General features: G+C 63.1%; 24 protein-coding genes. 13 read left to right on the top strand and 11 right to left on the bottom strand.

Annotated elements, in window-relative coordinates:
• Nucleotides 1-37: 37 nt before the first annotated feature.
• The 3 genes from NKI41_RS03970 to NKI41_RS03960 form a co-directional block, all read right to left on the bottom strand.
• Complete coding sequence (locus NKI41_RS03970) at nucleotides 38-1,291, bottom strand: LLM class flavin-dependent oxidoreductase (RefSeq protein ID WP_352469860.1); 1,254 nt, start codon at nucleotides 1,289-1,291, stop codon at nucleotides 38-40.
• The gene (locus NKI41_RS03965; RefSeq protein WP_352469861.1) at nucleotides 1,288-2,295 is read right to left on the bottom strand and encodes an LLM class flavin-dependent oxidoreductase; all 1,008 of its coding nucleotides are present in this window, start codon (nucleotides 2,293-2,295) and stop codon (nucleotides 1,288-1,290) included. The genes NKI41_RS03970 and NKI41_RS03965 overlap by 4 nt, the downstream gene beginning before the upstream one ends.
• 75 nt (nucleotides 2,296-2,370) lie before the next feature.
• A complete protein-coding gene (locus tag NKI41_RS03960) occupies nucleotides 2,371-3,291 on the bottom strand; it encodes a LysR family transcriptional regulator (RefSeq protein WP_352452229.1) in 921 nt (306 codons plus the stop codon).
• Between the two features lie 140 nt (nucleotides 3,292-3,431).
• Here NKI41_RS03960 and NKI41_RS03955 point away from each other — a divergent pair, with 140 nt between their 5' ends.
• The 4 genes from NKI41_RS03955 (at nucleotide 3,432) to NKI41_RS03940 (ending at nucleotide 7,986) form a co-directional block, all read left to right on the top strand.
• Nucleotides 3,432-4,649: a urate hydroxylase PuuD gene (locus tag NKI41_RS03955; RefSeq protein ID WP_352469862.1), complete on the top strand. Its 1,218-nt coding sequence runs from the start codon at nucleotides 3,432-3,434 to the stop codon at nucleotides 4,647-4,649.
• 1 nt (nucleotide 4,650) lies between these two features.
• Nucleotides 4,651-5,964, top strand: coding sequence for a guanine deaminase (guaD, locus tag NKI41_RS03950; protein ID WP_352469863.1), 1,314 nt, complete (start codon nucleotides 4,651-4,653; stop codon nucleotides 5,962-5,964).
• 74 nt (nucleotides 5,965-6,038) lie between these two features.
• Complete coding sequence (locus NKI41_RS03945; RefSeq protein ID WP_352681518.1) at nucleotides 6,039-6,545, top strand: heme-degrading domain-containing protein; 507 nt, start codon at nucleotides 6,039-6,041, stop codon at nucleotides 6,543-6,545.
• 175 nt (nucleotides 6,546-6,720) lie between these two features.
• Nucleotides 6,721-7,986, top strand: coding sequence for a glycerate kinase type-2 family protein (locus NKI41_RS03940; protein ID WP_352681517.1), 1,266 nt, complete (start codon nucleotides 6,721-6,723; stop codon nucleotides 7,984-7,986).
• A 1-nt stretch (nucleotide 7,987) separates the two neighbouring features.
• Here NKI41_RS03940 and NKI41_RS03935 read toward each other — a convergent pair whose 3' ends face one another.
• From NKI41_RS03935 to NKI41_RS03925, 3 genes are all read right to left on the bottom strand, one after another.
• A complete protein-coding gene (locus NKI41_RS03935; protein ID WP_352470171.1) occupies nucleotides 7,988-8,710 on the bottom strand; it encodes a UdgX family uracil-DNA binding protein in 723 nt (240 codons plus the stop codon).
• An 86-nt stretch (nucleotides 8,711-8,796) separates the two neighbouring features.
• Nucleotides 8,797-10,218, bottom strand: a complete 1,422-nt coding sequence (locus tag NKI41_RS03930; protein ID WP_352681515.1) for a glutamine synthetase family protein — start codon at nucleotides 10,216-10,218, stop codon at nucleotides 8,797-8,799.
• A 14-nt stretch (nucleotides 10,219-10,232) separates the two neighbouring features.
• The gene (locus tag NKI41_RS03925; RefSeq protein ID WP_352681513.1) at nucleotides 10,233-11,615 is read right to left on the bottom strand and encodes an aspartate aminotransferase family protein; all 1,383 of its coding nucleotides are present in this window, start codon (nucleotides 11,613-11,615) and stop codon (nucleotides 10,233-10,235) included.
• A gap of 157 nt (nucleotides 11,616-11,772) precedes the next feature.
• Here NKI41_RS03925 and NKI41_RS03920 point away from each other — a divergent pair, with 157 nt between their 5' ends.
• A complete protein-coding gene (locus NKI41_RS03920; RefSeq protein WP_352681511.1) occupies nucleotides 11,773-12,228 on the top strand; it encodes a hypothetical protein in 456 nt (151 codons plus the stop codon).
• 8 nt (nucleotides 12,229-12,236) lie between these two features.
• Here NKI41_RS03920 and NKI41_RS03915 read toward each other — a convergent pair whose 3' ends face one another.
• On the bottom strand, nucleotides 12,237-13,211 hold the full coding sequence (locus NKI41_RS03915; RefSeq protein ID WP_352681509.1) for a WD40 repeat domain-containing protein: 975 nt from the start codon (nucleotides 13,209-13,211) through the stop codon (nucleotides 12,237-12,239).
• Nucleotides 13,212-13,461: 250 nt separating this feature from the next.
• The gene (locus NKI41_RS03910) at nucleotides 13,462-14,529 is read right to left on the bottom strand and encodes a CobW family GTP-binding protein (RefSeq protein WP_352452220.1); all 1,068 of its coding nucleotides are present in this window, start codon (nucleotides 14,527-14,529) and stop codon (nucleotides 13,462-13,464) included.
• Between the two features lie 197 nt (nucleotides 14,530-14,726).
• On the opposite strand from NKI41_RS03910, the gene NKI41_RS03905 reads away from it, so the two are divergent.
• The gene (locus NKI41_RS03905; RefSeq protein ID WP_352452219.1) at nucleotides 14,727-15,449 is read left to right on the top strand and encodes an intradiol ring-cleavage dioxygenase; all 723 of its coding nucleotides are present in this window, start codon (nucleotides 14,727-14,729) and stop codon (nucleotides 15,447-15,449) included.
• Between the two features lie 203 nt (nucleotides 15,450-15,652).
• Nucleotides 15,653-16,135 carry a MarR family winged helix-turn-helix transcriptional regulator gene (locus NKI41_RS03900; RefSeq protein ID WP_352454736.1) on the top strand — a complete coding sequence of 161 codons (483 nt, stop codon included), beginning with the start codon at nucleotides 15,653-15,655 and terminating at the stop codon, nucleotides 16,133-16,135.
• Nucleotides 16,136-16,137: 2 nt separating this feature from the next.
• On the opposite strand, the gene NKI41_RS03895 is transcribed toward NKI41_RS03900, so the two are convergent.
• On the bottom strand, nucleotides 16,138-17,010 hold the full coding sequence (locus NKI41_RS03895; protein WP_352681571.1) for an AraC family transcriptional regulator: 873 nt from the start codon (nucleotides 17,008-17,010) through the stop codon (nucleotides 16,138-16,140).
• A 51-nt stretch (nucleotides 17,011-17,061) separates the two neighbouring features.
• On the opposite strand from NKI41_RS03895, the gene NKI41_RS03890 reads away from it, so the two are divergent.
• The 5 genes from NKI41_RS03890 (at nucleotide 17,062) to NKI41_RS03870 (ending at nucleotide 21,169) form a co-directional block, all read left to right on the top strand.
• Nucleotides 17,062-17,469 (top strand): DUF2000 family protein, encoded by a 408-nt coding sequence (locus tag NKI41_RS03890; RefSeq protein WP_254816031.1) that lies wholly within the window; start codon nucleotides 17,062-17,064, stop codon nucleotides 17,467-17,469.
• Nucleotides 17,470-17,666: 197 nt separating this feature from the next.
• Nucleotides 17,667-18,551, top strand: coding sequence for a DMT family transporter (locus NKI41_RS03885; protein WP_352681506.1), 885 nt, complete (start codon nucleotides 17,667-17,669; stop codon nucleotides 18,549-18,551).
• Between the two features lie 68 nt (nucleotides 18,552-18,619).
• Nucleotides 18,620-19,642, top strand: a complete 1,023-nt coding sequence (locus NKI41_RS03880) for a LacI family DNA-binding transcriptional regulator (RefSeq protein WP_023676245.1) — start codon at nucleotides 18,620-18,622, stop codon at nucleotides 19,640-19,642.
• Entirely contained in the window at nucleotides 19,639-20,619 is a 981-nt protein-coding gene (locus tag NKI41_RS03875) for a 2-hydroxyacid dehydrogenase (protein WP_352681504.1), read from the top strand. Before NKI41_RS03880 ends, NKI41_RS03875 begins: the two co-directional genes overlap by 4 nt.
• Nucleotides 20,620-20,773: 154 nt before the next feature.
• Complete coding sequence (locus tag NKI41_RS03870; protein WP_352681502.1) at nucleotides 20,774-21,169, top strand: hypothetical protein; 396 nt, start codon at nucleotides 20,774-20,776, stop codon at nucleotides 21,167-21,169.
• 14 nt (nucleotides 21,170-21,183) lie between these two features.
• Here the strand turns inward: NKI41_RS03870 and NKI41_RS03865 are convergent, their stop codons facing one another.
• Nucleotides 21,184-21,957 (bottom strand): gamma-glutamyl-gamma-aminobutyrate hydrolase family protein, encoded by a 774-nt coding sequence (locus NKI41_RS03865; RefSeq protein WP_352681500.1) that lies wholly within the window; start codon nucleotides 21,955-21,957, stop codon nucleotides 21,184-21,186.
• Between the two features lie 283 nt (nucleotides 21,958-22,240).
• On the opposite strand from NKI41_RS03865, the gene NKI41_RS03860 reads away from it, so the two are divergent.
• A complete protein-coding gene (locus NKI41_RS03860) occupies nucleotides 22,241-23,350 on the top strand; it encodes a TRAP transporter substrate-binding protein (protein WP_352540376.1) in 1,110 nt (369 codons plus the stop codon).
• 65 nt (nucleotides 23,351-23,415) lie between these two features.
• On the opposite strand, the gene NKI41_RS03855 is transcribed toward NKI41_RS03860, so the two are convergent.
• Nucleotides 23,416-24,438 (bottom strand): zinc-dependent alcohol dehydrogenase family protein, encoded by a 1,023-nt coding sequence (locus NKI41_RS03855; protein WP_352681499.1) that lies wholly within the window; start codon nucleotides 24,436-24,438, stop codon nucleotides 23,416-23,418.
• Nucleotides 24,439-24,441 lie beyond the last annotated feature (3 nt).

Genomic DNA, 24,441 nt, shown 5'->3' with positions numbered 1-24,441 from the left:
AAAACGGCGATCTCCGACTTTCGTTCCGCTCGTCGTTTTACGCCGGCGTTTTCAAGCCCAGATGGTCGCGCAGCGTGCTGCCTTCATAATCCTTCCGGAAAAGCCCGCGCCGCTGCAGCTCCGGCACGACAAGCGTGGCAAAGGCTTCGAGTTCGCCGGGAAAATAGGATGGCATGACGTTGAAACCGTCTGCCGCGCCGCCCTCGAAGCGTGCCTCGAGCTGGTCGGCGATCTGGGCCGGAGTTCCGACGACGCGCCAATGACCGCGCGCGCCGGCGAAATGACGGGCAAGCTGGCGAATGGACAGCTTGTCGCGGCGGGATTGCTCGATGACGAGCGCCTGCCGGCTCTGCATGCCTTGGCTGGCCGGCAGCTCGGGCAGCGGTCCGTCGATGGGATAGCGCGCGAGATCGGATATGCTGAGATAGCTGGAAAGCAGCGCGACACCGACATCGTCCGGTATCAGCTCCTGCAGTTCATCATGTCTTGCCCGGGCTTCCGCTTCGCTTGCCGCGACGACCGGCGCGACGCCGGGCATGATCTTGACGTCCTCCGGCTCGCGCCCATGGGGCGCCAGCCGTCCCTTGAGGTCGTCGTAGAAGGCCTTTGCCTCCTCGAATGTCTGCGCCGCAGTGAACACCACATCGGCGGTCCGGGCGGCAAGATCGCGGCCCTCATCCGACGCTCCCGCCTGAACCATGACCGGTGCACCTTGTGGCGAGCGCGGCAGATCGAGCGGGTCGCGCACCGAAAAACTTCTGCCTTCGTGTCCACCCTGGCCTTGCCAAAGGCCAGCAACCACGGCAGCGAATTCGCGCGCGCGTTCGTAGCGGTCCGCATGCGGGCGCAGTCCGGTCGAGCCGAAATTGGCGGCCTCGATCTGGCTGGCGGAAGTGACAAGGTTCCAGCCGGCACGCCCGCCGCTCAGATGGTCGAGCGACAGGAAGGTTCGCGCCAGCCCGTAAGGCTCGTTATAGCTCGTCGACGCCGTTGAGACGAGGCCGATGCGCTCCGTCTGCACCGCGAGCGCCGCAAGCAGGCTGATCGGCTCGAAGCCGATCGAGCGTGAGGTCTGGCTGGCGATATCGACATTGGCCTCACGCACGCCGGCGGCGTCCTCGCAGAAGATCATGTCGAACTTTGCCGCTTCCGCCGTCCGCGCCAGCTGGATGTAATGATCGATGTCGATGCCGGCCGTGACATGCGCCTGCGGATGACGCCAGGCGGCGATGTGGTGGCCTGTCGCCCACAGGAAGGCGCCGAGCTTCATCTGCCGTCGACCGGTACTCATTGCCGATCCTCCCCGGCAAGTCCGAGATGGGAGCGAAGTGTCGCCCCGCGGTAACCAGGCCTAACGAGGCCGCGGCGGCGAAGGCCCGGCAGCACGCAATCAACGAAATTGTCGAGCGCTACCATCCGCGGCATGAGAATGTTAAAACCGTCACAAGCTGTGGAGCGAAAGCACTCTTCGAGCCGATCCGCAAACACGTCCGGGGCGGCGGCTATTTCGGCAACCGCGACAACGTTCATCAGCACTTTCAGCGCCTCCGGCCTGCGCCCGAACGCAAGCGCACGGCGCTTCAGATCGTCAGCCCAGTCGATCGATCGCTGGTCCCGCAGGACAACATCGGCGGTGCGGGCGGCAATATCCATGTCGGGCTCGGACAGGCCGGACATGACCAGCACCGGCGTGTCCTGCGGCGACCGCGCCACGTTGAGCGGCCCGCGCACGGAAAAATATTCGCCCTTGTGGTCGAGAAGGTGCATCTTCTCGGGATCGAAGAAGCGGCCGCCAACTTTGTCGAACAGCAGCGCGTCTGCGTCCCAGCCTTTCCACAAGCCTTGCACGATGCCGATGAATTCCTCGGCGCGCAGGCGGAAATCATCGCCGGAAAACCCTTCCTGTCGGCTGAAATTGGCCGCCTCGCGCGGGTCGGGCATCATGCTCGCGTTCCAGCCGGCGCGGCCATGGCTGATGATATCGAGCGAGGCGAAACGGCGCGCGAGATTATAGGGCTGGTGGGCGACCGTCGACGCGGCGGCGACGAGGCCGATCCTGCTTGTCACCGTCGCCAGCGCCGCCACCAAGGTGGTTGCTTCGAAGCGCATTTGCCGGTTCGGCCAGCCTGCAACCGGTGCGGAATCGCCCAGCAACACCATGTCCAGACCGGCCGCTTCGGCTTCTTGCACGAACCGCGTCAGCAGACTGAAGTCCGGGGCGGCGTCGGGCGGATGGGAAGGGGCGGCTTCCGGAGACAGTGAAACGGCGAGACACATTGTGGCGCCGTTGGCCATCGCTTTTCCCTGTTGAGCGAGATTCCTTGAGAATTATCTCGCCGGCTGGACGGAAAGCAACCAGCCAGCCGACGATCATTTGCCGGCCAGAATATCCCTGATCAGCCGCTGGCAGCGCTCGGCCATGAAATCGAGCAGCAGCCGCACCTTCGGATCCTGCAGCTTCTTGTGCGGGTAGACGGCGGCGAACTGCACCGGCGTCGGCGGCGTGTTGCTCAGGATCACCTTCAGCCGCTGGTCGCGGATAAACGGCTCGACCTCGAAGCGCGGCTTGTTGATGATGCCGCGGCCGGACAGCGCCCAGCCGGTCAGCACGTCGCCATCATCGGTATCGTAGGGGCCGTGCACCTCGAACTTTTGCGGCCCATTCGGCGTCTGCAGTGTCCAGACATATTCGCGCGCGCCGGAATAGCGCAGCATCAGGCAATCGTGTTTCTTGCCGATCAACTCCTGCGGCTCGGTCGGCTCGCCGCGCACGTCCAGATATTGCGGAGCCGCTACCAGCACGCGTTCGCAGTCCATGATGCCGCGCATCCTGAGGCTGGAATCCTCGATGATGCCCAGCCGGAACGCAACGTCGATGCCTTCCTTCATGATATCGACATTGTGATCGGAAAGCCGGAGCCGCACCTCGATATCTGGGTACCTGTCGTGGAAATCCGGGATTCCGGATGCTACCAGCCGCCGCCCGAGGCCGAGCGGCGCTGTCACCTTTATGGTGCCGCGCGGCTGGCCGGATAGCGCGCTGACCGCCGCTTCCGCCTCGGTGACCGCCTCCAGCACCTGCTTGGCGCCAGAGTAGAACACCGTGCCGTGCTCGGTCGGCATCAATTGTCGCGTCGTGCGGTTGAACAGCCTGACGCCCAGGTGCTTCTCGAGCTCCTTGATCCGGTTAGAGGCGACCGCGGGCGAAATGCGCATGTCGCGCCCAGCCGCCGACAAATTGCCGAGCTCGACGACGCGGACGAAAACGGCGATGTTGTCGAGATAGGCCATGCGGCTTCCGTGGCTCTCATGTGGCTGCGTATGATCAGCCTAGTATTTTCCAATTTTTTTTGAAAGTCATCGTGCAGCTCGGCCCTTTCCGTTTGCGCTCCAGTCCGTAAAGTCAGTGGATCGGCAGGGACGATTTTTTCATGATGGATTTCGCGATATTTTGGGATTGGCTGAGTTTCGCCGTGCGCTGGCTGCACGTCGTCACCGGTATCGCCTGGATTGGATCGTCCTTTTATTTCGTCGCGCTCGATCTCGGGCTGCGCCAGCGTCCGGGCATGCCTGCCGGAGCCTTCGGCGAGGAATGGCAGGTGCATGGCGGCGGCTTCTACCATGTGCAGAAATATCTGGTGGCGCCGGCTGAGATGCCCGAGCATCTGACCTGGTTCAAGTGGGAATCCTACGCCACCTGGCTGTCGGGCTTCGCCATGCTGTGCGTCGTCTACTATGCCGGGGCGGACCTGTTCCTGATCGATCCGAATGTCCTTGCCATGTCGGTGCCTACAGGCATCTTGCTGTCGCTGGCGACGATCGGCGTCGGCTGGGTGGTCTACGATCTCCTGTGCCGTTCGCCGCTCGGCAACAGCGACACCGGCCTGATGCTGGTGCTGTATGGGGTGCTGGTATTCATGGCCTGGGGACTGACCCACCTGTTCACCGGCCGCGCCGCCTTCCTGCATCTCGGCGCCATCACCGCGACGATCATGTCGGCCAACGTTTTCATGGTCATCATCCCCAACCAGAAGATCGTCGTCGCCGACCTGATCGCTGGCCGTAAGCCCAATCCGAAATACGGCAAGATCGCCAAACAGCGCTCGCTGCACAACAATTACCTGACGCTGCCGGTTTTGTTCCTGATGCTGTCGAACCATTATCCGCTGGCGTTCGGCACAGAGTTCAACTGGGTCATTGCCTCGCTGGTGTTCATCATCGGCGTGCTGATCCGGCACTATTTCAATACCAGGCACGCGCGCAAAGGCAATCCGACCTGGACCTGGCTGGCCGCCGCCGTCCTGTTCGTCGTCATCATCTGGCTGTCGACGGCACCGAAGCTGCTGACCGGCGAGGTCAAAACGTCCTCGGCGGCACAGGTCTACGTCGCCTCGGCGCACTTTCCCGCCGTGCGTGATACGGTGCTTGGCCGCTGTTCGATGTGCCATGCGGCGGAGCCGTCCTACGCGGGCATTTACCACGCGCCTAAGGGCGTGATGCTCGATACCGATGCCGGCATCGCCGAGCACGCCGGCGAGATCTACCTGCAGGCCGGACGCAGCCACGCCATGCCGCCCGCCAACGTCACGCAGATCACCGACAAGGAACGGGCACTGCTGGTAGCCTGGTTCGAAGGCGCGGGGAAATAGCATGACCAGCACGCTGCTGCGCGGCCGCACGCTGTCGTTTTTGCGCTGGCCAGAAACCATCGACGACCATTCCGCCTGGCGCTACGAGCAAGATGGCGGCCTGCTGATGCGCGACGGAAGGATCGTTGCCGCTGGCGCCTATGCCGAGGTCGAGAAAAAGGCGGGCGAGGGAACAAAAAAGGTCGACCACAGGCCACATCTGCTGCTGCCCGGGTTCATCGATGCGCATGCACATTTTCCGCAGATGCAGGTCATCGCTTCCTTCGGCGCCGAACTGCTCGACTGGCTGAACACCTACACTTTTCCGGAAGAGACCAAATTCCAGAACGCCCAGCATGGCCGCCGTATCGCCAGGCTGTTCCTGGATGAAGTGTTGCGCCACGGCACCACGACAGTCGCGGCCTATTGCTCGGTACACAAGGAATCTGCCGAAGCGTTCTTTGCAGAGTCGCACGACCGCAACATGCTCAACATCGCCGGCAAGGTGATGATGGACCGCAACGCGCCGGACGGCGTGCTCGACACGCCGCAATCGGGCTATGACGACAGCAAGGCGTTGATCGATGAGTGGCACGGCAAGGGGCGCCAGCACTATGCCATCACGCCGCGCTTCGCCATCACCTCGTCGCCCGAGCAATTGGAGATGGCGGGCGCGCTCTGCCGCGAATATCCTGATCTGCACATGCAGACGCATCTGTCGGAAAACCACGCCGAGATCGCCTTCACGCAGCAATTATACCCGCAGACGCGGGACTACACCGACATCTACGAACACTATGGGCTGCTCGGGCGCAGAAGCCTGTTCGGCCATTGCATCCACCTGTCGGAGCGCGAGGCGGATGCGCTTTCGGATAGCGGCTCGGTGGCGGTGTTCTGCCCGACCTCCAACCTGTTTCTCGGCTCGGGCCTGTTCGATTATCAGCGCTATAGCCGCCGCGAGAAGCCGCTTCGCATCGCCGCAGCCACCGATGTCGGCGGTGGCACCAACTATTCGATGCTGCGCACCATGGACGAGGGCTACAAGGTGATCGCGCTGAACGGCGAGAAGCTCAATCCGTTCCAGTCCTTCTGGCAGCTGACCCGCGGTAATGCCGAGGCGCTGTCGCTTGCGGAAAAGATCGGCACCCTGGAGGAAGGCAGCGACGCCGATATCATCGTGCTCGACGCCCGCGCCACGCCGGCGATGCGGCTGCGGGTGGAGACGGCGGACACGCTCGCCGAGGAATTGTTTCTGCTGCAGACGCTCGGCGATGACCGCGCCGTGCGCGAGGTCTATGTCGCCGGCCGGGCGGCCAAGGCGGATATAGCGGTTTAGCCGTCGTATGCGGCCGGCTTGACCGGGCGGCAGCCATCCGCCAAAGCAACAGGCGAGATCGACAGGGGAACGACATGGCCGTTGCGGACGACATCGCTCTGATCAAGAAACAGGAAGCCACGCTTGTCTTTTCGGCCTTCGACGAAGCCGTCGCTTTCGAGATCGGCTCGGCGATGCGCGACCGGGCTCTCAAGGAAAACCTGCCAATCATCGTCGATATCAGAACTTTCGACCGGCCGCTGTTCTATGCGGCAATGCCCGGCTCGAACGCCTCCAATCCGGACTGGGCGCGGCGCAAGATCAACGTCGTGCGGCGGTTCCTGAAAAGCACCTACCGCATTGTGCTGGAGCAGCAGCGCCCCGACCGCAGCTTCAAGCCCGGCGAAGGGCTGGACGTTGCCGACTATGTGCTGGCCGGTGGCGGCTTTCCCATCACTGTCAAGGGCGCTGGCGTCATCGGCGTGATCGCCGTCTCCGGTCTACCGGAGCGCGAGGACCACGGAGTTGTCGTCCATACGCTGTGTAGCTACTTGGGCGTCGATAGCCAGGAGTTGGTCCTGCCGCCGGAAGCAACATCGTGACGTTGGCGCTGCCCCTCATCCGCCTGCCGGCACCTTCTCCCCGCGTAGTGACGGGGAGAAGGGCAACGCTCCAACGCTGGCGATCCCCTCTCCCCGTCTCTATACGGGGAGAGGGTAAGGGTGAGGGGCAGCGCAAACGCCGCAGAAGCTCGCACAGCGTCCGTGGTAGCTCAGTATGACCGCGCTCGATCCCAAGTCCTTTCTCATTTCGATCTTCAACGCCGCCGTTGCCGCCGCCGATCCCCAGAGGACGATCAAGGATCATTTGCCGGCAAGGCCGAAGGGACGGACGATCGTCATCGGTGCAGGAAAAGGCTCGGCGCAGATGGCGGCGGCTTTCGAGAAAGTGTGGGACGGGCCGATCGAAGGGCTGGTCGTCACCCGCTACGGCTATGGCGCGGCCTGCCGGCGCATCGAGATCATCGAGGCGGCGCATCCGGTGCCGGATGCCGCGGGGCTAGAAGCTTCCCGGCGGCTGCTCGAAAAGGTCCAGGGACTGACTGCGGACGACCTCGTCGTGGCGCTCATTTCGGGCGGCGGCTCGGCGCTGCTGCCGTCACCTGCCGAAGGTCTGACGCTGGCCAATGAGATCGCCGTCAACGAGGCGCTGCTCGCCTCCGGCGCGCCGATCGCCGCGATGAACACCATCCGTAAACATGTTTCCACGATCAAGGGCGGCAGGCTGGCGGCCGCTGCCTATCCAGCCAAGGTGGTGTCGCTCGTGGTCTCCGACATTCCGGGCGATAACCCGGCGCTGGTCGCTTCCGGCCCGACCGTTCCCGATTCCGGCAGCCGCGAAGATGCATTAGCGTCGATCGCCGCCTATGACATGAAACTACCGGCTTCAGTGATGGCGCACATCAATTCGCCGGCCGCCGATGCACCGCGCGTCGATGATCCGCGTTTTTCGCGCAACGAGGTACATCTGATCGCCTCGGCCGGCGTATCGCTGGAAGCGGCTGCGGCCGAAGCCAGGTACCAAGGTATCGAAGCGGTCATTCTCTCCGATTCCATCGAGGGCGAGGCGCGTGAGGTCGGCGGCGTCCACGCTGCAATCGCGCGCGAAGTGGCGACGCGCAACCGGCCATTCGCAAAACCGGTGCTGATCCTGTCGGGCGGCGAGACGACCGTGACCTTGCGTGCGCAAGGCAAAGGCGGCCGCAACTCGGAATTCCTGCTCGCCTTCGCCATTGGGATCAGCGACATGGCGGGCGTCCACGCACTGGCCGCCGACACCGACGGCATAGACGGTTCGGAAGACAATGCCGGCGCCTTCGCCGACGGCTCGACAGTGTCGCGGATGCATAAGGCGGGCATCGATGCCAAGGCCATGCTTGCCGGCAACAACGCCTGGACGGCATTCAATGCCGTAGATGACCTTTTCGTACCCGGTCCGACCGGCACAAACGTCAACGATCTCCGGGCGATATTGATCAAATAGCTCAGGCGGCCATCAGCTTTTTCACCGCTCTCATATCCTGCAGGAACCGGTCGCGTTCTGCCTGCCTGTCCGCCGGCTCGCGAATGCGCAGGATGAAGGACGGGTGGATGGTGACGAAGACACGCAAGCCATCGTCACGCTCCACGACGGCCCCGCGCATCTTCATGATCGGCACCACCTTGCCGAGCAGCGCCTGCGCCGCCGTTGCGCCGAGCGCCACCGCCAGATTGGGCTTGATCAGATCGATTTCCTTGTCGAGCCACCAGCGACAAGCCTGCACCTCGCCGGCGTTCGGCTTGGAGTGGATGCGCCGCTTGCCGCGCGGCTCGAACTTGAAATGCTTGACCGCGTTGGTGACGTAGACTTTCAGCCGATCGACGCCGGCATCGTCCAGGATCGCGTCGAACACCTTGCCCGCCGGACCGACGAAGGGCTTGCCCGCCAGGTCCTCCTGGTCGCCCGGCTGTTCGCCGACGAAGATCACCTTGGCTTTATCAGGGCCCTCACCGAACACGGTCTGCGTGGCGTCGTGCCATAGCGGACAGCGGCGGCAGATCTTGGCCGTTTCGCGCAGTTCAGGAATCGTCCTGGCGTCGATTTCTGTCGTTTCCGGAGACTTGCTTGCAGGCAAGCGTCTTGCCTGCACTTTGGCATGGTGCGGCGTCGGGGTTGTCTGCATCCTGGCGATCATAACTAAGGCGGCCTTGCTCGCTCCTGCAATCAGACACGCAATGAGCAAAGCCCGCCGAAGGTTCCGTTGAAATTATTCCGCATGGGCCTTCACCGGCGGATGGCTGACGATGTGATGCCCTACACCTCGTGCAGATAGAGGTGATAATCCAGTTCGCTGACCGTGCGCGCCACCCGCAGATATTCCGACTGCTTGATCGCCACGAACGTCCGGTGCAGGTCTTCGCCTAATGCGCCCTTGAGGAAGGTCGACGCCCTTGCCGCCTCGATCGCGGCACGCCAGTCCACCGGCATCGTCGTGCGCGTGACGGCCGATTCGTAGCCATTGCCGGTGGTTTCGGGACCGGGATCGAGGCCTTCGTCGAGGCCCTTGACGACACCGGCCAGCACCGTTGCTGCCACTAGGTAAGGATTCGCGTCGACGCCCGATGGCCGGTGCTCGATGCGGCGGTTCTTGGCATCGCCGGCCGGCACACGCAGTGCCACCGAACGGTTGTTGACGCCCCAGGTCGGCGCCACCGGCGCATAGGATTGCGAGACGAAGCGCCGCCATGAATTGGCATGCGGCGCGAAGACCAGCATCGATTCCGCCATCGTCTGGATCAGTCCGCCGAGGCCGCGCAGCAGCGGCAGCGACCAGCTTTCGCCGCCGGTTTCGGCAAAGACATTCTTGCCGGCATCGTCCAGCAGCGAGACATGAAAATGCATGCCCGAGCCGGCATATTTCTCGATCGGCTTGGCCATGAAGCAAGCGGTGACACCATGACGGCGCGCCTGCGCCCGCACGAGTCGCTTGAGCATCACGAGATCGTCGGCCGCCCGCATCACATCCTTGCGGTAGTTGAGCGTCAACTCGTACTGGCCGGGCGCATATTCCGAGATGACCGTCTCGGCCGGGATGCCTTGCACCTTGGCTGCGGCGTAGATGTCGGAAAACAGCGGCTCCATGCCGTGCAGATGGTCGACGGAATAGACCTCAGTCTTGGCCGAGCGGCGTCCGTCAAGCACCGCGTGCGCCGGCTGCACCTTGCCTTCGGCGTCGCGCTCGTTGGCGAGCAGGAAGAATTCGAGCTCGAAGGCGCCGGCCGGATGCAGGCCCTGGGCCGCGAGGATGTCTACCTGGCGGGCGAGTGCCAGCCGCGGGTCGGACGACATCGGCTGGCCATCGAGATGGTACATCGCCATCAGCACCTGACCGCGCGGCGGCTGGGTGCCGAACAGCGGCACCAGTGTGCCGGGGATCGGCCACGCCCGCAGGTCGCCGTCGCCCGTCGTCCAGATCAGCCCGGTCTCGTGAACATCCTCGCCGGTGATGTCGAGGCCGAGGATCGAGATCGGCATGTGCCGGCCCCCCTCGAAGATGCTCATCAACTCATGCCGGCGCACGATCTTGCCGCGCCCGACGCCATTGGCGTCGGTCAGCACGATGTCGAACGCTTCGATCTGGGGATGAGCGTCGAGAAAGGCCTGCGCCTCGGCGGGCGTCGAGCCCGAAGGGGATGCCGTGACCAGGTTCAAGCTTTGCTTGGGCGCTTGTTTCATGCCGCAAGCTTGTCTCACGCCGTAAGCTTTGCCGCAACCGCGCCGAAGGCAGTGATCAGCCGGTTCACCTGGGCGGCGCTGGTCGCAGGAGAGATCAGCATCATGTTGTGGAAGGGTGCGATCAGCACGCCGCGATTGACCAGCGCGACATGGATTGCCGCCTCGAGCTCCGGCACGTGCGCAGCTTCCGCTTCGCCGCCGTTCCTCAGCGGGCCCGGCGCGCAGATGAACTCGACACGGGCACCGACGCGAGCAACATGCCAGGGCAGACGATAGCGATCGATGACGGCGGTCAGCCCGGCGTCGAGCCGCCGCGCCAGATGGTCCATATGGCTGTAGTTCTCGTCGGTCATGACGTATTCGAGCGTGGCGCGCATCGCTGCGAATTGCAGCGGATTGGCCGACAGCGTTGTCCCCATGCCGGAGTAGCCGGGCTCTTTCCGGCTGATATAAGCGGCATAGCGGGCCGCAACCTCTTCGCTCATGCCCCAGACGCTCGCCGGTACGCCGCCGGCAATCGGCTTGCCCAGCACGAACAGGTCCGGCTCCAGCCCGTATTTGCTTGAATAGCCGCCGGGACCGGTCGAGATTGTATGCGTCTCGTCGATTAGAAGCAGCGTGCCGGTCGCACGGGTGAGACGCCGCAAACCATCATGAAAGCCGGCTTCGGGCAGCACCATGCAGGAATTGGTCAGCACAGGCTCGGCGATGACGCAGGCGACATCGTTGCCCCGGAGTGCCGCGTCGAGCGCCGGCAGATCGTTGAACTCGACGACATCAGTCGCCCGCGTCAGGTCGCGGAACTCGCCGGCCAGTCCCGGTCGATTCACCGCTTTCCCGGCGACCAGCCGCACCATCGTCTCGTCGACCGAGCCATGATAGCAGCCGTTGAAGACCAGTATCTTCTCCCGGCCGGTAACGGCGCGGGCAACCCGCAGCGCGAAGCGGTTGGCATCGGTCGCCGTCGTCGCGATCTGCCACGACAGCAAACCGAAGCGCTGCTGCAGCAACGGCCCGATGGCGAGCGCGTTCTCGGCAGGCAGCATGTAGGTCAGGCCGCGTCCGGCCTGCCTGCGGATGGCGCGTGCGACCGGCGGCGGCGAATGGCCGAACATCGAACCGGTGTCGCCAAGGCAGAAATCGTCGAGCCGGTTGCCGTCGATATCTCTGATGATGGCGCCCCTGGCCCTATCGACGAGGATCGGGAACGGCGTCGGCCAGTCGTTCATCCAATGCATCGGCACGCCGCCGAAGAAGCCGGGCAGGCCATTGCCGATTTTCGCCATCGATTTTGGCCGCGCCCGGCGGAAGACTTCTGCTTCGGTCGCGCGCAACTCGGCGATCCGGGCCGGGCCGATGCCGCCGATGGAAGTCTTTGAATGGTTCATGACGTTCATGGCGGCCCTCTCAGTCGCACTTTAGACAATCGGCATCCGCCACCGCAATTGGCCGGGCGGCTGCCCTGTGTTGGGTCAGCGGTCGTTTGAATGAAAACAGGCGCTTGACCGCGAGCCGCCTTCGGGCGCCAATGGTATTTCGGCTGGAGGGGATAAGATGTTGCGGGCGATCGTCTGCGCAGCAACGCTGCTGTCGTCGGTTGGTGCGGCTCTGGCGTCCGGCGGCATCTGGTGTTCCGCCGAGGATGCAGCCGTCAAATTTCAGGTCGGTGCCGGGGTCACCAGAGGCATGGGCGGGCCGACCTTCAATTTTAGCGGCGAGCTCGAGATTCTGGGCAGGCCGGCTGGCGACAGTCTGCGCAAGACGGTGTTCGAGGATCAGAACCTCACGCAATATTGGCTCGACAACAAGGAATTGCGGCTGCTCGTCTACCACGAACGGCAGGTCGAAAACGCCTACGGCTATGTCGAACTGGCGATCCTGACCAAGGCCAGCGAGGAAGGCGTCTATGACGGTCGCTATTTGCTCTCAATCTATGATGTAACGGCCGATGCCGAAAAGGACGGCAAGCAGGCTGAATTGACCGGCAAAGTATCTTGCGGAGCCGAGTAAATAACAGGCTACGCCGAAATATCGATGACGCCGCAGTCGCCCGCAGCGCTGCCAAAGGCGACGCGGCGCTCTTCCTTGTCCCACATCATCGAAGTGACGGCGCCCTTGCCCGGCCGGCGCAACAGCACTTCCTTGGCGTCGGCGAAGCGCACCGCCATCACCATCCCGTCATCATAGCCGATAGCAACGACGTCCTGGCTCGGGTGGCAGGCGACCGTGGTCACCATGGAGCTGCCGCGCGTGCCGAGTTCCAGCGGCGCCTTGCCCATCGGCCCGTCTTTGCCGGAAAACGGCCAGACGATCGCCGCCGGCGCGCCGGAACTCGCCAGCCATTTGCCCTTGGCGCTCCACGACAGGCTTTTCACCTTGCCGGGGTAGCCGGACATGCGCATGTGCTTGCCGTCGGCGAGCTTCCAGCCATGCAGCGCGTTTTCCTGCATGGTGGTGACGACGAAGCCGCCGTCCGGCGAGAAGGTGATGCCGGTGTGGGCGCCGGCCCATTCGAGCTCGACCGGCTTGCCGTCGGCAGCCGGGAAGTGCAGCGTCGCGCCATTGTAGCGGGCAACGCCGAAGCGCATGCCCTTGGGCGAGAAGGCAAGCCCCTCGACTGAGCGCGGATGCGAGAATTCCCTGGTTTTGCCGTCGGCAAAGCGCACATAGGCAATCTTGCCCGAAGCATAGGCAACAGCGCCTTGCGGCCCGGCGGCGACGCTGGTTATCCATTTTTTGCCTGCGGTCGCCAATTCCGTTGTATTGCCGCCTGGGGTCACGGCAAAGATCCTGCCGTCCTCACCGCCGGTGATCAGTCGGTCGGTTGCCGCATCATGGAAGGCGGCGAGCATTCCGTCATTGGCCTGCACCGTCTTGTGGCCGTGGTCGAGCCGATGGATTGTGCCGTCGGCCAGCGCAAAATGCGGCACGTCGCCGAGAAACACGGCGGCGAGGCAGTGGCCTTCGAGATCGAGCGGGGCGACTGTCGGCATGAGAGATCATTCCGTTCGAGATTTCTGCTTGTCATCTAACCCCGCCGGGCTGTCGGCGAGGCTCCGCCTTCTCCCCTTGTGGGAGAAGGTGGATTGGCGCGCAGCGCCAAGACGGATGAGGGGTGCTGGACGGAGTGCCGTCCTTGCCAAGCTGGAACACCCCTCATCCGACCGAGCTTTCGCTCGGCCACCTTCTCCCACAAGGGGAGAAGGAGAGAAGGGGCAGCGCTAGCGCTATAAAGTCCGGAAATCAAGCGGCCTGGCAGGCCTCGAAGCTTGTCTTCAGTCGCTCGGCGTCGAGTTCGCGGCCGATGAACACCAGCCGGCTCTCGTGCTTCTCGTCGTCCTTCCAGGCGCGCTGGTGGTCGCCCTCGATGATCATGTGCACACCCTGGATGACATAGCGCTCGTCATCGCCTTTCAGCGCAAGGATCCCTTTCAGCCGCAGGATGTTCGGGCCTTCCATCTGGGTCACCTTCTCGATCCACGGGAAGAACTTTTTCGGGTCCATCTCGCCGCCGCGCAGCGACACCGACTGCACAGTCACGTCATGGATGTCGGAAGGGTGCGCATGATGATGCCCGTCATGATCGTGGTGATCATGGCCGTCGTGATCATGGTGATGGTGGTCATGATCATGATCATGATGGTCGTGATCGTCATGCGCCTCGAGGAAATGCGGATCGTTCTCCAGCGCCCGGGACAGGTCGAACGCACCGCGATCGAGCACCTCGGACAGCGCCACGCTGGCGCGTGTGGTGCGATGGATTCGTGCCGCCGGGTTGATGGCGCGGATCGTCGCCTCCACCTTGCTCAGCTCTTCGGGGGTGACCAGATCGGTCTTGTTGAGTACGACGACATCGGCAAAGGCGATCTGGTCCTCGGCCTCTCGGGAATCCTTCAGACGCAGCGGCAGGTGCTTGGCGTCGACCAGCGCCACCACCGCATCGAGCCTGGTCTTGGAACGCACGTCGTCGTCCATGAAGAAGGTCTGCGCCACCGGCACGGGATCGGCGAGGCCTGTGGTCTCGACGAGGATGGCGTCGAAGCGGCCAGGCCTGCGCATCAGGCCCTCGACGACGCGGATCAGGTCGCCGCGTACCGTGCAGCAGACGCAGCCATTGTTCATCTCGTAGATCTCCTCATCGGATTCCACGATCAGCTCGTTGTCGATGCCGATCTCGCCGAATTCATTGACGATGACGGCGTAGCGCTTGCCATGGTTTTCCGAAAGGATGCGGTTGAGCAGTGTCGTCTTGCCGGCGCCGAGATAGCCGGTGAGGACGGTTACGGGGATCTGCGTCTGTGCGTCGCTCATATTGTGCCTCGAATAGGGATTGTCGGCTCCATATAGGATGTGTGCTCGGCTTTTGCACGAGGCAAACCGGTGGGCCAAAGAGGGGCTGGTATTGCCGAACTTTCCTCACATTACCGAACTTTCATTGGCGCCGCCTGACAGCGGGCCCTAGATAGGCGGGGTCATTTACGGAGCTGTTCGCGTTGAAGAGGCGCCAGATGTCCGACAAGTCCTTGCCACTAAGCCGTCGGCAGGCGCTCGGTCTCGTTGCGGTTACCGCTGGCGGCATATTCCTGCCCGCCGGTGCAAGGGCCGGGCAGGTTTCGCCCTATGCCGGGCTTGCTTTGTTCGAAGCCGGTGCCGGCGTCTGCGCCATCACGCCCGAGGTCACCGAAGGGCCGTTCTATTTCGACCCGAAGCTCGAACGCGCCGATATCACCGAGGGCAAGAAGGGCATCGGCCTCAATGTGCGGCTGCAAATCGTCGACGCCGCCTGCCGGCCGCTTCCCGGCGCACGCGTCGATATCTGGCATTGCGATGCCCAGGGCACCTATTCCGGCTATCCCGGACAGGGCGACGGGCAGGATATCGACACGTCCGGCCAGAGCTTTCTCCGCGGCTGGCAGAGAACCGATGAAAGCGGCATCGCTTCTTTCGCCACCATCTATCCCGGCTGGTATCGCGGCCGCACCACCCACATCCATTTCAAGATCTTCCCTGACGACCGCTCGATGATGACCGGCCAAATGTTCTTCCCCGACAGCCTCAGCGAGCAGATATTCGCCACCGTCGCGCCCTATAAAGATCGCCCCGGCAAACGCGATACATCGAACGCGCGGGACGGCATTGCTCGGCAGGCCGGGTCGCTGTCGCAGGCAGCGCTGCGGGAAATGGCGGACGCCTATCAGGCGTTGATGGTGGTCGCGGTGAAAGCCGGTTGAGAACGCCTCGTCACGTCCCCATCCAGCCATTGCGGAAAGTCGTTTGTCATCTAACTGAAATAAACATCTGGCATTAGCCACGGCGAACACCGCGAAGCTTGCCGGCAAAGCTATTTTCCGAGCCGGAATGTTTTCGATCGTCATTGCCAATCGGCGGCCTGCTTCTATGCTGTCCGCTCCGGTTCGGCCGAGGAGGGATGAGCATGGCCAAGGCGGACAAGACTGCAACAATGAGCCGGCTGCATTCGGCGGCGCGGCTGGCGCGCACGGCGCTCGCCGCCCGGCTTCTGGCGCATGGTTTCTATGCCGGCCAGGACCAGATCATGCTGGCGCTCGACCGCGAGGACGGGCAGACGCCCGGCAACCTTGCCGGCCGCCTCGGCGTGCGTCCGCCGACCATCACCAAGACCATCAACCGGCTGCAGGCGCAGGGCTTTCTGGAGAAGCGGGCCTCGTCCGCCGATGCCCGCCAGGCGCATATTTTCCTCACCGACACCGGCCGCGAAATCATCCACGCCATCGAGAAATCGGTGAAGAAGACCGAAAAGCAGGCATTGAAGGGTCTCGACAAGAAGGATCAGAAAGCGCTGTTCAAGCTGCTTGCCCGTGTCGAGGCGAACCTTTCGAACGGCGAAATGGTGCTCCCCGATGACGAACTGGATATCGAGGACAAGATCCTTGAATAAGGTCACGCGTTCGCCGCTGGCGGCCGTCGCGTCAGTGCCGACCAACGTCCCGGTGTGACGCCGAACGCCTTCTTGAAATGCCGATTGAAATGGCTTTGATCACTGAAGCCGGCTGCGATGGCGATTTGCGCCAGCGGCTCGTCGGCTTCGATCATCCGACGGGCCCGCTGAAGCCGGCGCATCACCAGGAACCGGTGCGGGCTGGTGGAGAAGGTGGCGCGGAAATGCCGCGACAGGGCATAACGGTCCAATCCGGTTATCGCCTCCAATTCGTCTGAACGTACAATCCGCGCGACATTTTCCTCCAGATAGTCGCGCGCCAGGCTGGCGGCGCGCCACGCCGTTTTCGCTACCGGTTTCGTCGGCTGACCGGCGTGCCGGGCCAGGCTTTGCATAAGCTGCGTCATGAAATCGACGACAAACAGCTCGTCCAGTTCCTGATTCAACGGCCCGAGCGCGGAAAGCAGCGTCGCCCGGAGATCGCGGTCTGTCACCACGGCATTCCCGACGAATGGCAGTGATCCGCCGCCGAGACAATCGAGCATCAGGGACGGCTCCAAATAGAGCATTCTGTATCGCAAGCCGTCTTCGGTGCCGGCACCGCCATCGTGCAGTTCGTCGGGATGAAGGATAATGATCTGGCCAGGCAGGCTCTGATGCGTTTGGCCGCGATAGCGGAAGCGCTGCACGCCATAAAGCGTCACCCCGATCGCATAGGTGTCGTGGCGATGGAGATCGAAGGCGTTGCCGTGGAACCGGGCCTCGATGCGTTCCATGCCGGCAGCACGGGGTGCCGGTACGATGCAGTTTTCGGCTGCATCCACGCACAAACGTCCAAGACCCTGAAAGGCTTCCCCGTCTAGACCGTGCGGCATCGCTTCTCTCGCAGCCTCGGATTGGCCCCCTTTCGGATTGGAAACTGTCGCATGTTCGATACGAAATTTGCAATCGTGCTCAAGGATGATCTTCCCGTCTGGCAAAAGCTCAATGTCACCGCCTTTCTGACCAGCGGCATCGTCGCGCAATTTCCCGACATTATCGGCGACCCCTACCGTGATCGCGCCGGCAATATCTACAACCCGCTGTCGATCCAGCCGGTCATCGTGCTTTCGGCGGACGGCCAGACGCTCGGCGCGATCCAGCGGCGGGCGCTGGAGCGTGGTGTGACGGTTTCGCTCTATGTCGAGGAAATGTTTTCGACCGGGTATGATCTGGCCAACCGCGCCGTCTTTGCCGAATTTGCGCCGGAGGATGCCAAGGTGGTCGGCATCGCGCTTCGCGCCGAAAAGAAGCTCGTCGACAAGATCACCAAGGGCGCCCGCATGCACGCCTGAGTCGTCGGCCACTAGGTCGGCCACTGGGAAACAAACTGAGCCTGTCGGCGGCTGTCGTTGTGCCAGCCTGTTTTGGCTTGCCCGCAGGCGACAATTGCCGCATTGGTGAGGGACCGCCTTGCTTCCCGTCCGGCCTGAAATTGAATGCTCCCCCAAGACATGACGAAAGCGCGACATCGCCGGCGGCGATCCTGTGCATGCTTTCCGTCTATGTGTTTTTCACCTTCCTCGACACCAGCAGCAAGTACCTTGTGCTGGCCGGCGTCTCGGCGCTGATCGTCGCCTGGGCCCGCTTCGCGGTCCATGTGCTGATCGTCGGCGTCTTTCTGCGTGGATGGCGCGAGCCGCTGCGCTTTCGTCCCGCCAACCTGCCGGCGCATCTCACGCGCGGTCTGCTCCTGTTCGGATCGACGATATGCAACATTCTCGCGCTGCGGACGCTGCAGCTGGCGGAAACCACCTCGATCTACTTCTTCGGCCCAATGGTGATCACTGCGCTTGCCGGTCCGTTGCTCGGCGAATGGGCAGGCTGGCGGCGCTGGCTGGCGATCATGAGCGGCTTTGTCGGCGTCCTCATCATCACCCGGCCGGGCATCGGAGTTTTTGGCGTCGGCCATCTCTTTGCGCTCGGCTCGATGCTATCGAACAGTTTCTACGTCATCATGACGCGCCGCATGTCGGCGACGGAAACCTCGGAAAGCCTCATTCTGTTTTCGGCGCTGGCGCCGGCCGTGCTGCTGCTGCCGACACTGCCGTTTTCGCTTTCGTTGCCGCAGGATGGCTGGCACTGGTTCATATTGCTGATGCTGGGCGTCTTCGGCGCCATCGGCCATTGGCTTCTTGTGCAGGCCTATCGCCTTGCCACCACCACGGCCCTGGCTCCCTATCCCTATTCGCAGATGATCTGGATGATCATCTCCGGCCTGATCGTCTTCAACCAGTTTCCCGATCGCTGGACGCTGGTCGGTGCCACAGTCATCGTCGCCAGCGGCCTCTACATCGTTCACCGCGAGCACCGGCTTCGCTTGCGCAACCGCGCGACGCTGGACGCGGAGGCGGAAGCGCTGGCAAAAAAACTTTGATTTGCGCGGGATCGATGGCATAAGAGCCGGCCTTTAAACAGTTTAAATTGCTTCGGGAGCGCAGGGCGCTGGCACAGAAGATCAAGCTTTCCACCATCGCGGATGCGCTCGGCGTGTCCACGGCCACGGTCTCGCTGGCCTTGCGCGACAGCCCGCTGGTCGCCGGCGGCACCCGCGATCGCATCAAGGAACATGCCCGCGCCATCGGCTATATCTACAACCGCCGCGCCGCCAGCCTGCGCACCTCGCGTTCGGGCATTGTCGGCGTCGTCGTCCATGACATCATGAACCCGTTCTTTGCCGAGATATTGCGTTCGATCGAGAGCGAACTCGACCGCAGCCGGCAAACCTTCATCCTGTCGAACCACTACGACCAACTCGAGAAACAACGCACCTTCATCGACACGCTTCTGCAACTCGGCGCCGACGGCGTCATCATGTCGCCGGCCATCGGCACGCCGCCCGAAGACATAATCATGGCCGAGGAGAACGGTCTCCCGGCAGTGCTGATTGCACGCACCGTCGAAGGTGCCGACGTGCCGGTGTTTCGCGGCGACGATGCCTATGGCACCGGGCTTGCTACCAATCATCTGATCTCGCTTGGCCACAAGCGCATCGCAATGATCGGCGGTACCGACCAGACCTCGACCGGCCGCGACCGCTATCAGGGATATGTCAACGCCATGGAGGCGGCAGGGCTTGAGGTCAGGCCGTCCTGGCGCATCGCCGGCCCGCGCACCAAGCAGGCCGGCTTCGAGGCTGCCGGGCAGTTCCTGGCGCTGAAGGACAGGCCGACCGCGGCCTGCTGCTGGAACGACCTCGTCGCCATCGGCCTGATGAACGGCATTGCGCGCGCCGGGCTGGTGCCGGGCATCGACATCTCTGTTACCGGCTATGACGACCTCGAGGAGGCGGCGATCGCGACGCCGGCGCTAACCACCGTCTGGAACGGCCAGCGCGAGGTTGGCCGCCGCGCCGCCAGCGCGCTGCTCGACAAACTCAACGGACAGACGGTGCGGCCGTCGCAGGAACTGATCAAGCCGGAACTGCATGTGCGCCAGTCGACCGGCAAACCGGTGGAACGTGCATGACAAAAACCAAACAGCAAGCTGTCGCCATTCTGGTGCCGGGCCAGTTCAACGATCATGCGGTCGGCCGCATCGACGGGGTGTTCAGCCGCGTCCGGATCGAACGCGCCGATCCGTCGCTGGTCACCGACGAGATGCGTCATACGGTGCGCGGCATCGCCGCCTTTGGCGGCATAAGCTCCGCGTTGATGGACGCGCTGCCAAAGCTCGAGATCATCGCCAATTTCGGCGTCGGCTATGATTCGGTCGATGTCCGCCACGCCGCACAGCGCGGCATCATGGTCACCAACACACCGGATGTGCTGACCGAAGAGGTCGCCGATACGGCGCTCGGCCTGTTGATCAATACCATCCGCGAACTGCCGCGCGCCGAGGCCTGGCTACGCGACGGAAGCTGGCTGCGCAACGGCAACTATCCGCTGAGCCGGCTGACCTTGCGCGGGCGCCATGTCGGTATCTTTGGCATGGGCCGCATCGGCCTCGCCATTGCCCGCCGGCTCGACGCTTTTGGGCTGCCCATTGCCTATCACAACCGGCGCCGCGTCGAAGGCCTGTCCTATGACTATCACCCGACGCTGAAAGGTCTCGCCGAGGCGGTCGACACACTGATCTCGGTGGCGCCCGGCGGGGCTTCGACGGAAAAGGCCGTCAATGCCGAAATTCTCTCGGCTCTTGGGCCGAACGGCGTCTTTGTCAACATCGGCCGGGGCAGCACGGTCGACGAACCAGCCCTTGCCGCCGCACTTGCCAGCGGCGGCATCGCCGCTGCCGGGCTAGACGTCTTTGCCGACGAGCCGAATGTGCCAGCGGCGTTGCTTGCCGCGCCCAACACCTCGCTTTTGCCACATGTCGGCTCGGCCTCGCAGCACACCCGCCGCGCCATGGCGGACCTGTGCGTCGAAAATCTGGTCTCGTGGTTTTCGCAGCGCAAGGCGCTGACGCCGGTACCGGAGACGGCAAATGTCAAGGCAAGGCCGTAAGCGGGCTGCCATATCTATTAACTTCAGCTTAACCCTTCGGAATCATTCTGGTCCCTTCGCAGTGTATGTCCGCCTGACAGGACATGACAGCAAGATGAAGCGCGCCTCCCTGATCTCTTCGAACCGGCGCGCTAGAAATGCGCGGAGAACCAGGATGAAGACGCTTCCTGCATTGATGGCAGTCGCTGTGCTGTTCGGCAGCGCCCAGCTGTTTTACGCCGGTAGCGGTGAAAGCCGTGCAGCCAGTGAGTCACCACCTTCATCCGGCAACTACAGGCTGGTAGTCCATGGCGACGAGGGGTCTTGTGCGGTCAGCCGCGGCGCCGAGATTTCGCAAGGCCTGTCGCTGTTGACGGTCGCAGCAAATTGCCGCCGGGTGTTGCCCGGCATCGAGCAGGCGAAGTTCTGGCGAGAGCAGGATGACGGCACGGTCACCTTCAGCGCCAACGGCACCGATCCGATCGTCATGTTCTCAGTCGCCGACGGCGATGGTTACGAATCCTACGCGCCGGCGCTGCCGCTGCTGACGCTGGCGTCGGTCGGGAACTAGCGAGCGCGGCAGGACTATTCCGCGGCTGCGCGCGCACCCGATTTCGCCGCCTGATGCAGGCGCACCGCATCGCCGAATGCGCGAAATATCTTTACCGAGATGCTGTCCGATTTGACCCAGTACTCGGGGTGCCACTGGACGCCGACGGCGAAAGCCCGTGTATCGCGCACCGAAACCGCCTCGACAGTGCCGTCGGCGGCGACCGCTTCGACCTGCAGCTTTGGGCCAAGCCGGTCGATGGCCTGGCGATGCACCGAATTGACCATGATGTCGCCGGCGCCGAAGACACCGGCCAGGCAGCTGCCGGGTTTTATCGCCACGCTCTGGCGGATGGCGAAGCGTTCGTCCTGATTGTCGCTTGCCGGCGCACGATGATCGAGCGAACCGGCGCGTTCCTGGATTTCGGTGGCCAGCGTGCCACCCAGCGCCACATTCATCTCCTGAATGCCGCGGCAGATGGCGAGCAATGGCACCCCGCGCTCCACCGCCCGGCGGATCAGCGGCAACGTCGTCGCGTCGCGGGCGGAGTCGTAAGGACCATTGGCTTCGCTGGCGTCACCGCCATAGAGCGAGGGATGAACGTTCGATTTGGAGCCGGTGACCATGACGCCGTCGACGGCGGAAAGCAGTTCGTCGAAGTCGAGCCGGTCGCCGAAGGACGGTACCAGCAGCGGGAACACGCCTGCACCCGAAAGCGCCGCTTCGAGATATTGCTGTGGCGCGGCATGCCAGGTGTAATTGTCGAACTGGCGGACATCGGTCGATACGGCGACGAGCGGCTGGTGCATTTGGTCCGGATCCCATCGGGTGCAACGAATTATCTGCCTGCAAAATAGGCGATCCGAAGGCGCATTTCCATGGCAAGTTTCGGCGTGTCGCGTAGGCCAGTTAATCGACCTTAGACTATAGTTGCAAGATCTGCCCCAACGCCGTGAATTTCCCCGAAATGCGCCACTCAAACCGGGCTGCCGTGCTGGACTCGACTCCTTGCCTGTGTATTGTCGGCTCGAAGCCGATCCGGGCGCCGAAGTGTCCCGAATGTCGGTCAGTGGATCCAAAGGGAGGAACTTCATGGATCGTCGTTCGTTCATCCGCAAGGCCGGCACCACCGGTTTCGGCGCTGCGGCCGCTGCCGCGACACTTGCTGCGCCGGCCATCGCCCAGTCCAATCCGAAAGTGACCTGGCGACTGGCGTCGTCCTTCCCGAAGTCGCTCGATACGATCTATGGCGGCGCCGAAGTGTTTTCCAAGATGCTGTCGGAGGCGACCGACGGCAACTTCCAGGTCCAGGTCTTCGCCTCCGGCGAACTCGTTCCCGGCCTGCAGGCCGCCGATGCCACCACAGCCGGCACGGTCGAGGCCTGCCATACCGTGGCATACTATTACTGGGGCAAGGACCCGACGTGGGCGCTGGGAGCGGCGGTTCCGTTTTCGCTCAACGCGCGCGGCATCAACGCCTGGCACTATCATGGCGGCGGCATCGATCTGTTCAACGAGTTCCTGGCGACGCAAGGTCTGTTCGGGCTGCCGGGCGGCAATACCGGCGTGCAGATGGGTGGCTGGTTCCGCAAGGAGATCAAAACGGTCGCCGACCTTTCCGGCCTCAAGATGCGTATCGGTGGTTTTGCCGGCAAAGTGGTGCAAAGGCTCGGGGTGGTTCCGCAGCAGATCGCCGGTGGCGACATTTATCCGGCGTTGGAAAAAGGCACGATCGACGCCGCCGAATGGGTCGGCCCTTACGACGACGAGAAGCTCGGCTTCTACAAGGTTGCGCCCTATTACTATTATCCCGGCTGGTGGGAAGGTGGACCGACCGTCCATCTGATGTTCAACAAGGCGAAATACGACGAACTTTCGCCGGCTTACAAGTCGCTGGTGCATACTGCCGCTCAAGCGGCCGACGCCAACATGCTGCAGAAATACGACTATCTCAATCCGGCGGCGGTTAAGCGGCTGGTTGCCGGCGGTGCCAAGTTGAGCCCGTTCAGCCAGGAGATCATGGCCGCCTGTTTCGAAAAGGCCAACGAAGTCTATGCCGAGATGGAAGCCTCGAATGCGCCGTTCAAGAAGATCTGGGATTCGATCAAGGCGTTCCGCAAGGAGCATTATCTCTGGGCGCAGGTGGCCGAGTACAACTATGACACCTTCATGATGGTCCAGCAGCGCAATGCCAAGCTCTGATCCTGTTGCTTCGCGGCGCCAGTGTTCCTTTCGGAACACTGGCGCCGTAGCGCATTCATTTGCGATCAGTCGGGCACCACCACGACCTTGACCTCGCCTGGCGCCGGCGGGTTGGCAATGATCGCCACCGCCTCGTCGAGGCTGACCTGTCGTGATATCAGCCGATCTACTTCGATCGTCCCCGAGGCGATAAGATTGGCGGCCCGGCGATGGGTAAAGGGGTTGAGGAAGGAAGCCAGGACCTTCAACTCACGGAACAGCAGATCGAACGGTTCGAACGCCACTTTCATGCCTTGCGGCATCACGCCGACGACGACGACGGTGCCGCCCGCTTTGGCCAGCCGCATCGCCTGCTCAACAGTGTCTTTCACGCCGGCGCATTCGAACACCACGTCGACGCCGCCCGGCATCAAACCCGACCGGCCGACGATCGCATCGATGACATCGAAGGCGCTGGGATCGAGCGTCGCCGTTGCGCCAAATTGCTCGGCAAGAGCCCGCCGCGAGGCCTGACGGGTCGACAAGATAATGGTCGTCGCACCGGCGAGCTTTGCCAGTTGAACGGTGAGCAGGCCGATCACGCCGCCGCCGAGCACCGCGACCGACGAGCCTGGTTTGATCGCGGCAAGGTCCACGCCATGCAGGCAGCAGCCGAGCGGCTCGCAGAAAGCACCATGCGTAGGCTTCAGATCGCCTGGCAAGACGAAGGCCTGTTTCTGGGGCAGGACAAGATATTCGGCAAAGCCGCCATCGCGATGGATGCCGATGGCGCGTAGATTGCCGCAGAGATTGACCCGGCCGGCCTGACAATGCTCGCATCGGCCACAGGCAATGTTGGGATCGCCGGTGACGCGGTCGCCGACGGAAAAGCCGGATACGGCAGGTCCGACCGCCTCGACGATGCCGGAGAATTCATGCCCGAGCGTCACCGGCGGCGTGCACGGGAATTCACCATGGAAAAGATGCCTGTCGGTGCCGCAGACGCCGCACGCCTCGATGCGCACCAGCAGATCGTTCGGCCCGGCGGTCGGTTTCTCGACCTCGCACACGGCGAGGCTGCCCACTCGCTCCAACCGAACCGCCTTCATGGC

This window comes from Mesorhizobium sp. M0601 (assembly GCF_040320845.1).
GTDB lineage: Bacteria > Pseudomonadota > Alphaproteobacteria > Rhizobiales > Rhizobiaceae > Mesorhizobium.
Note: the sequence above shows the minus strand (reverse complement) of the source record. Positions and strands in the feature narration are given on the sequence as shown.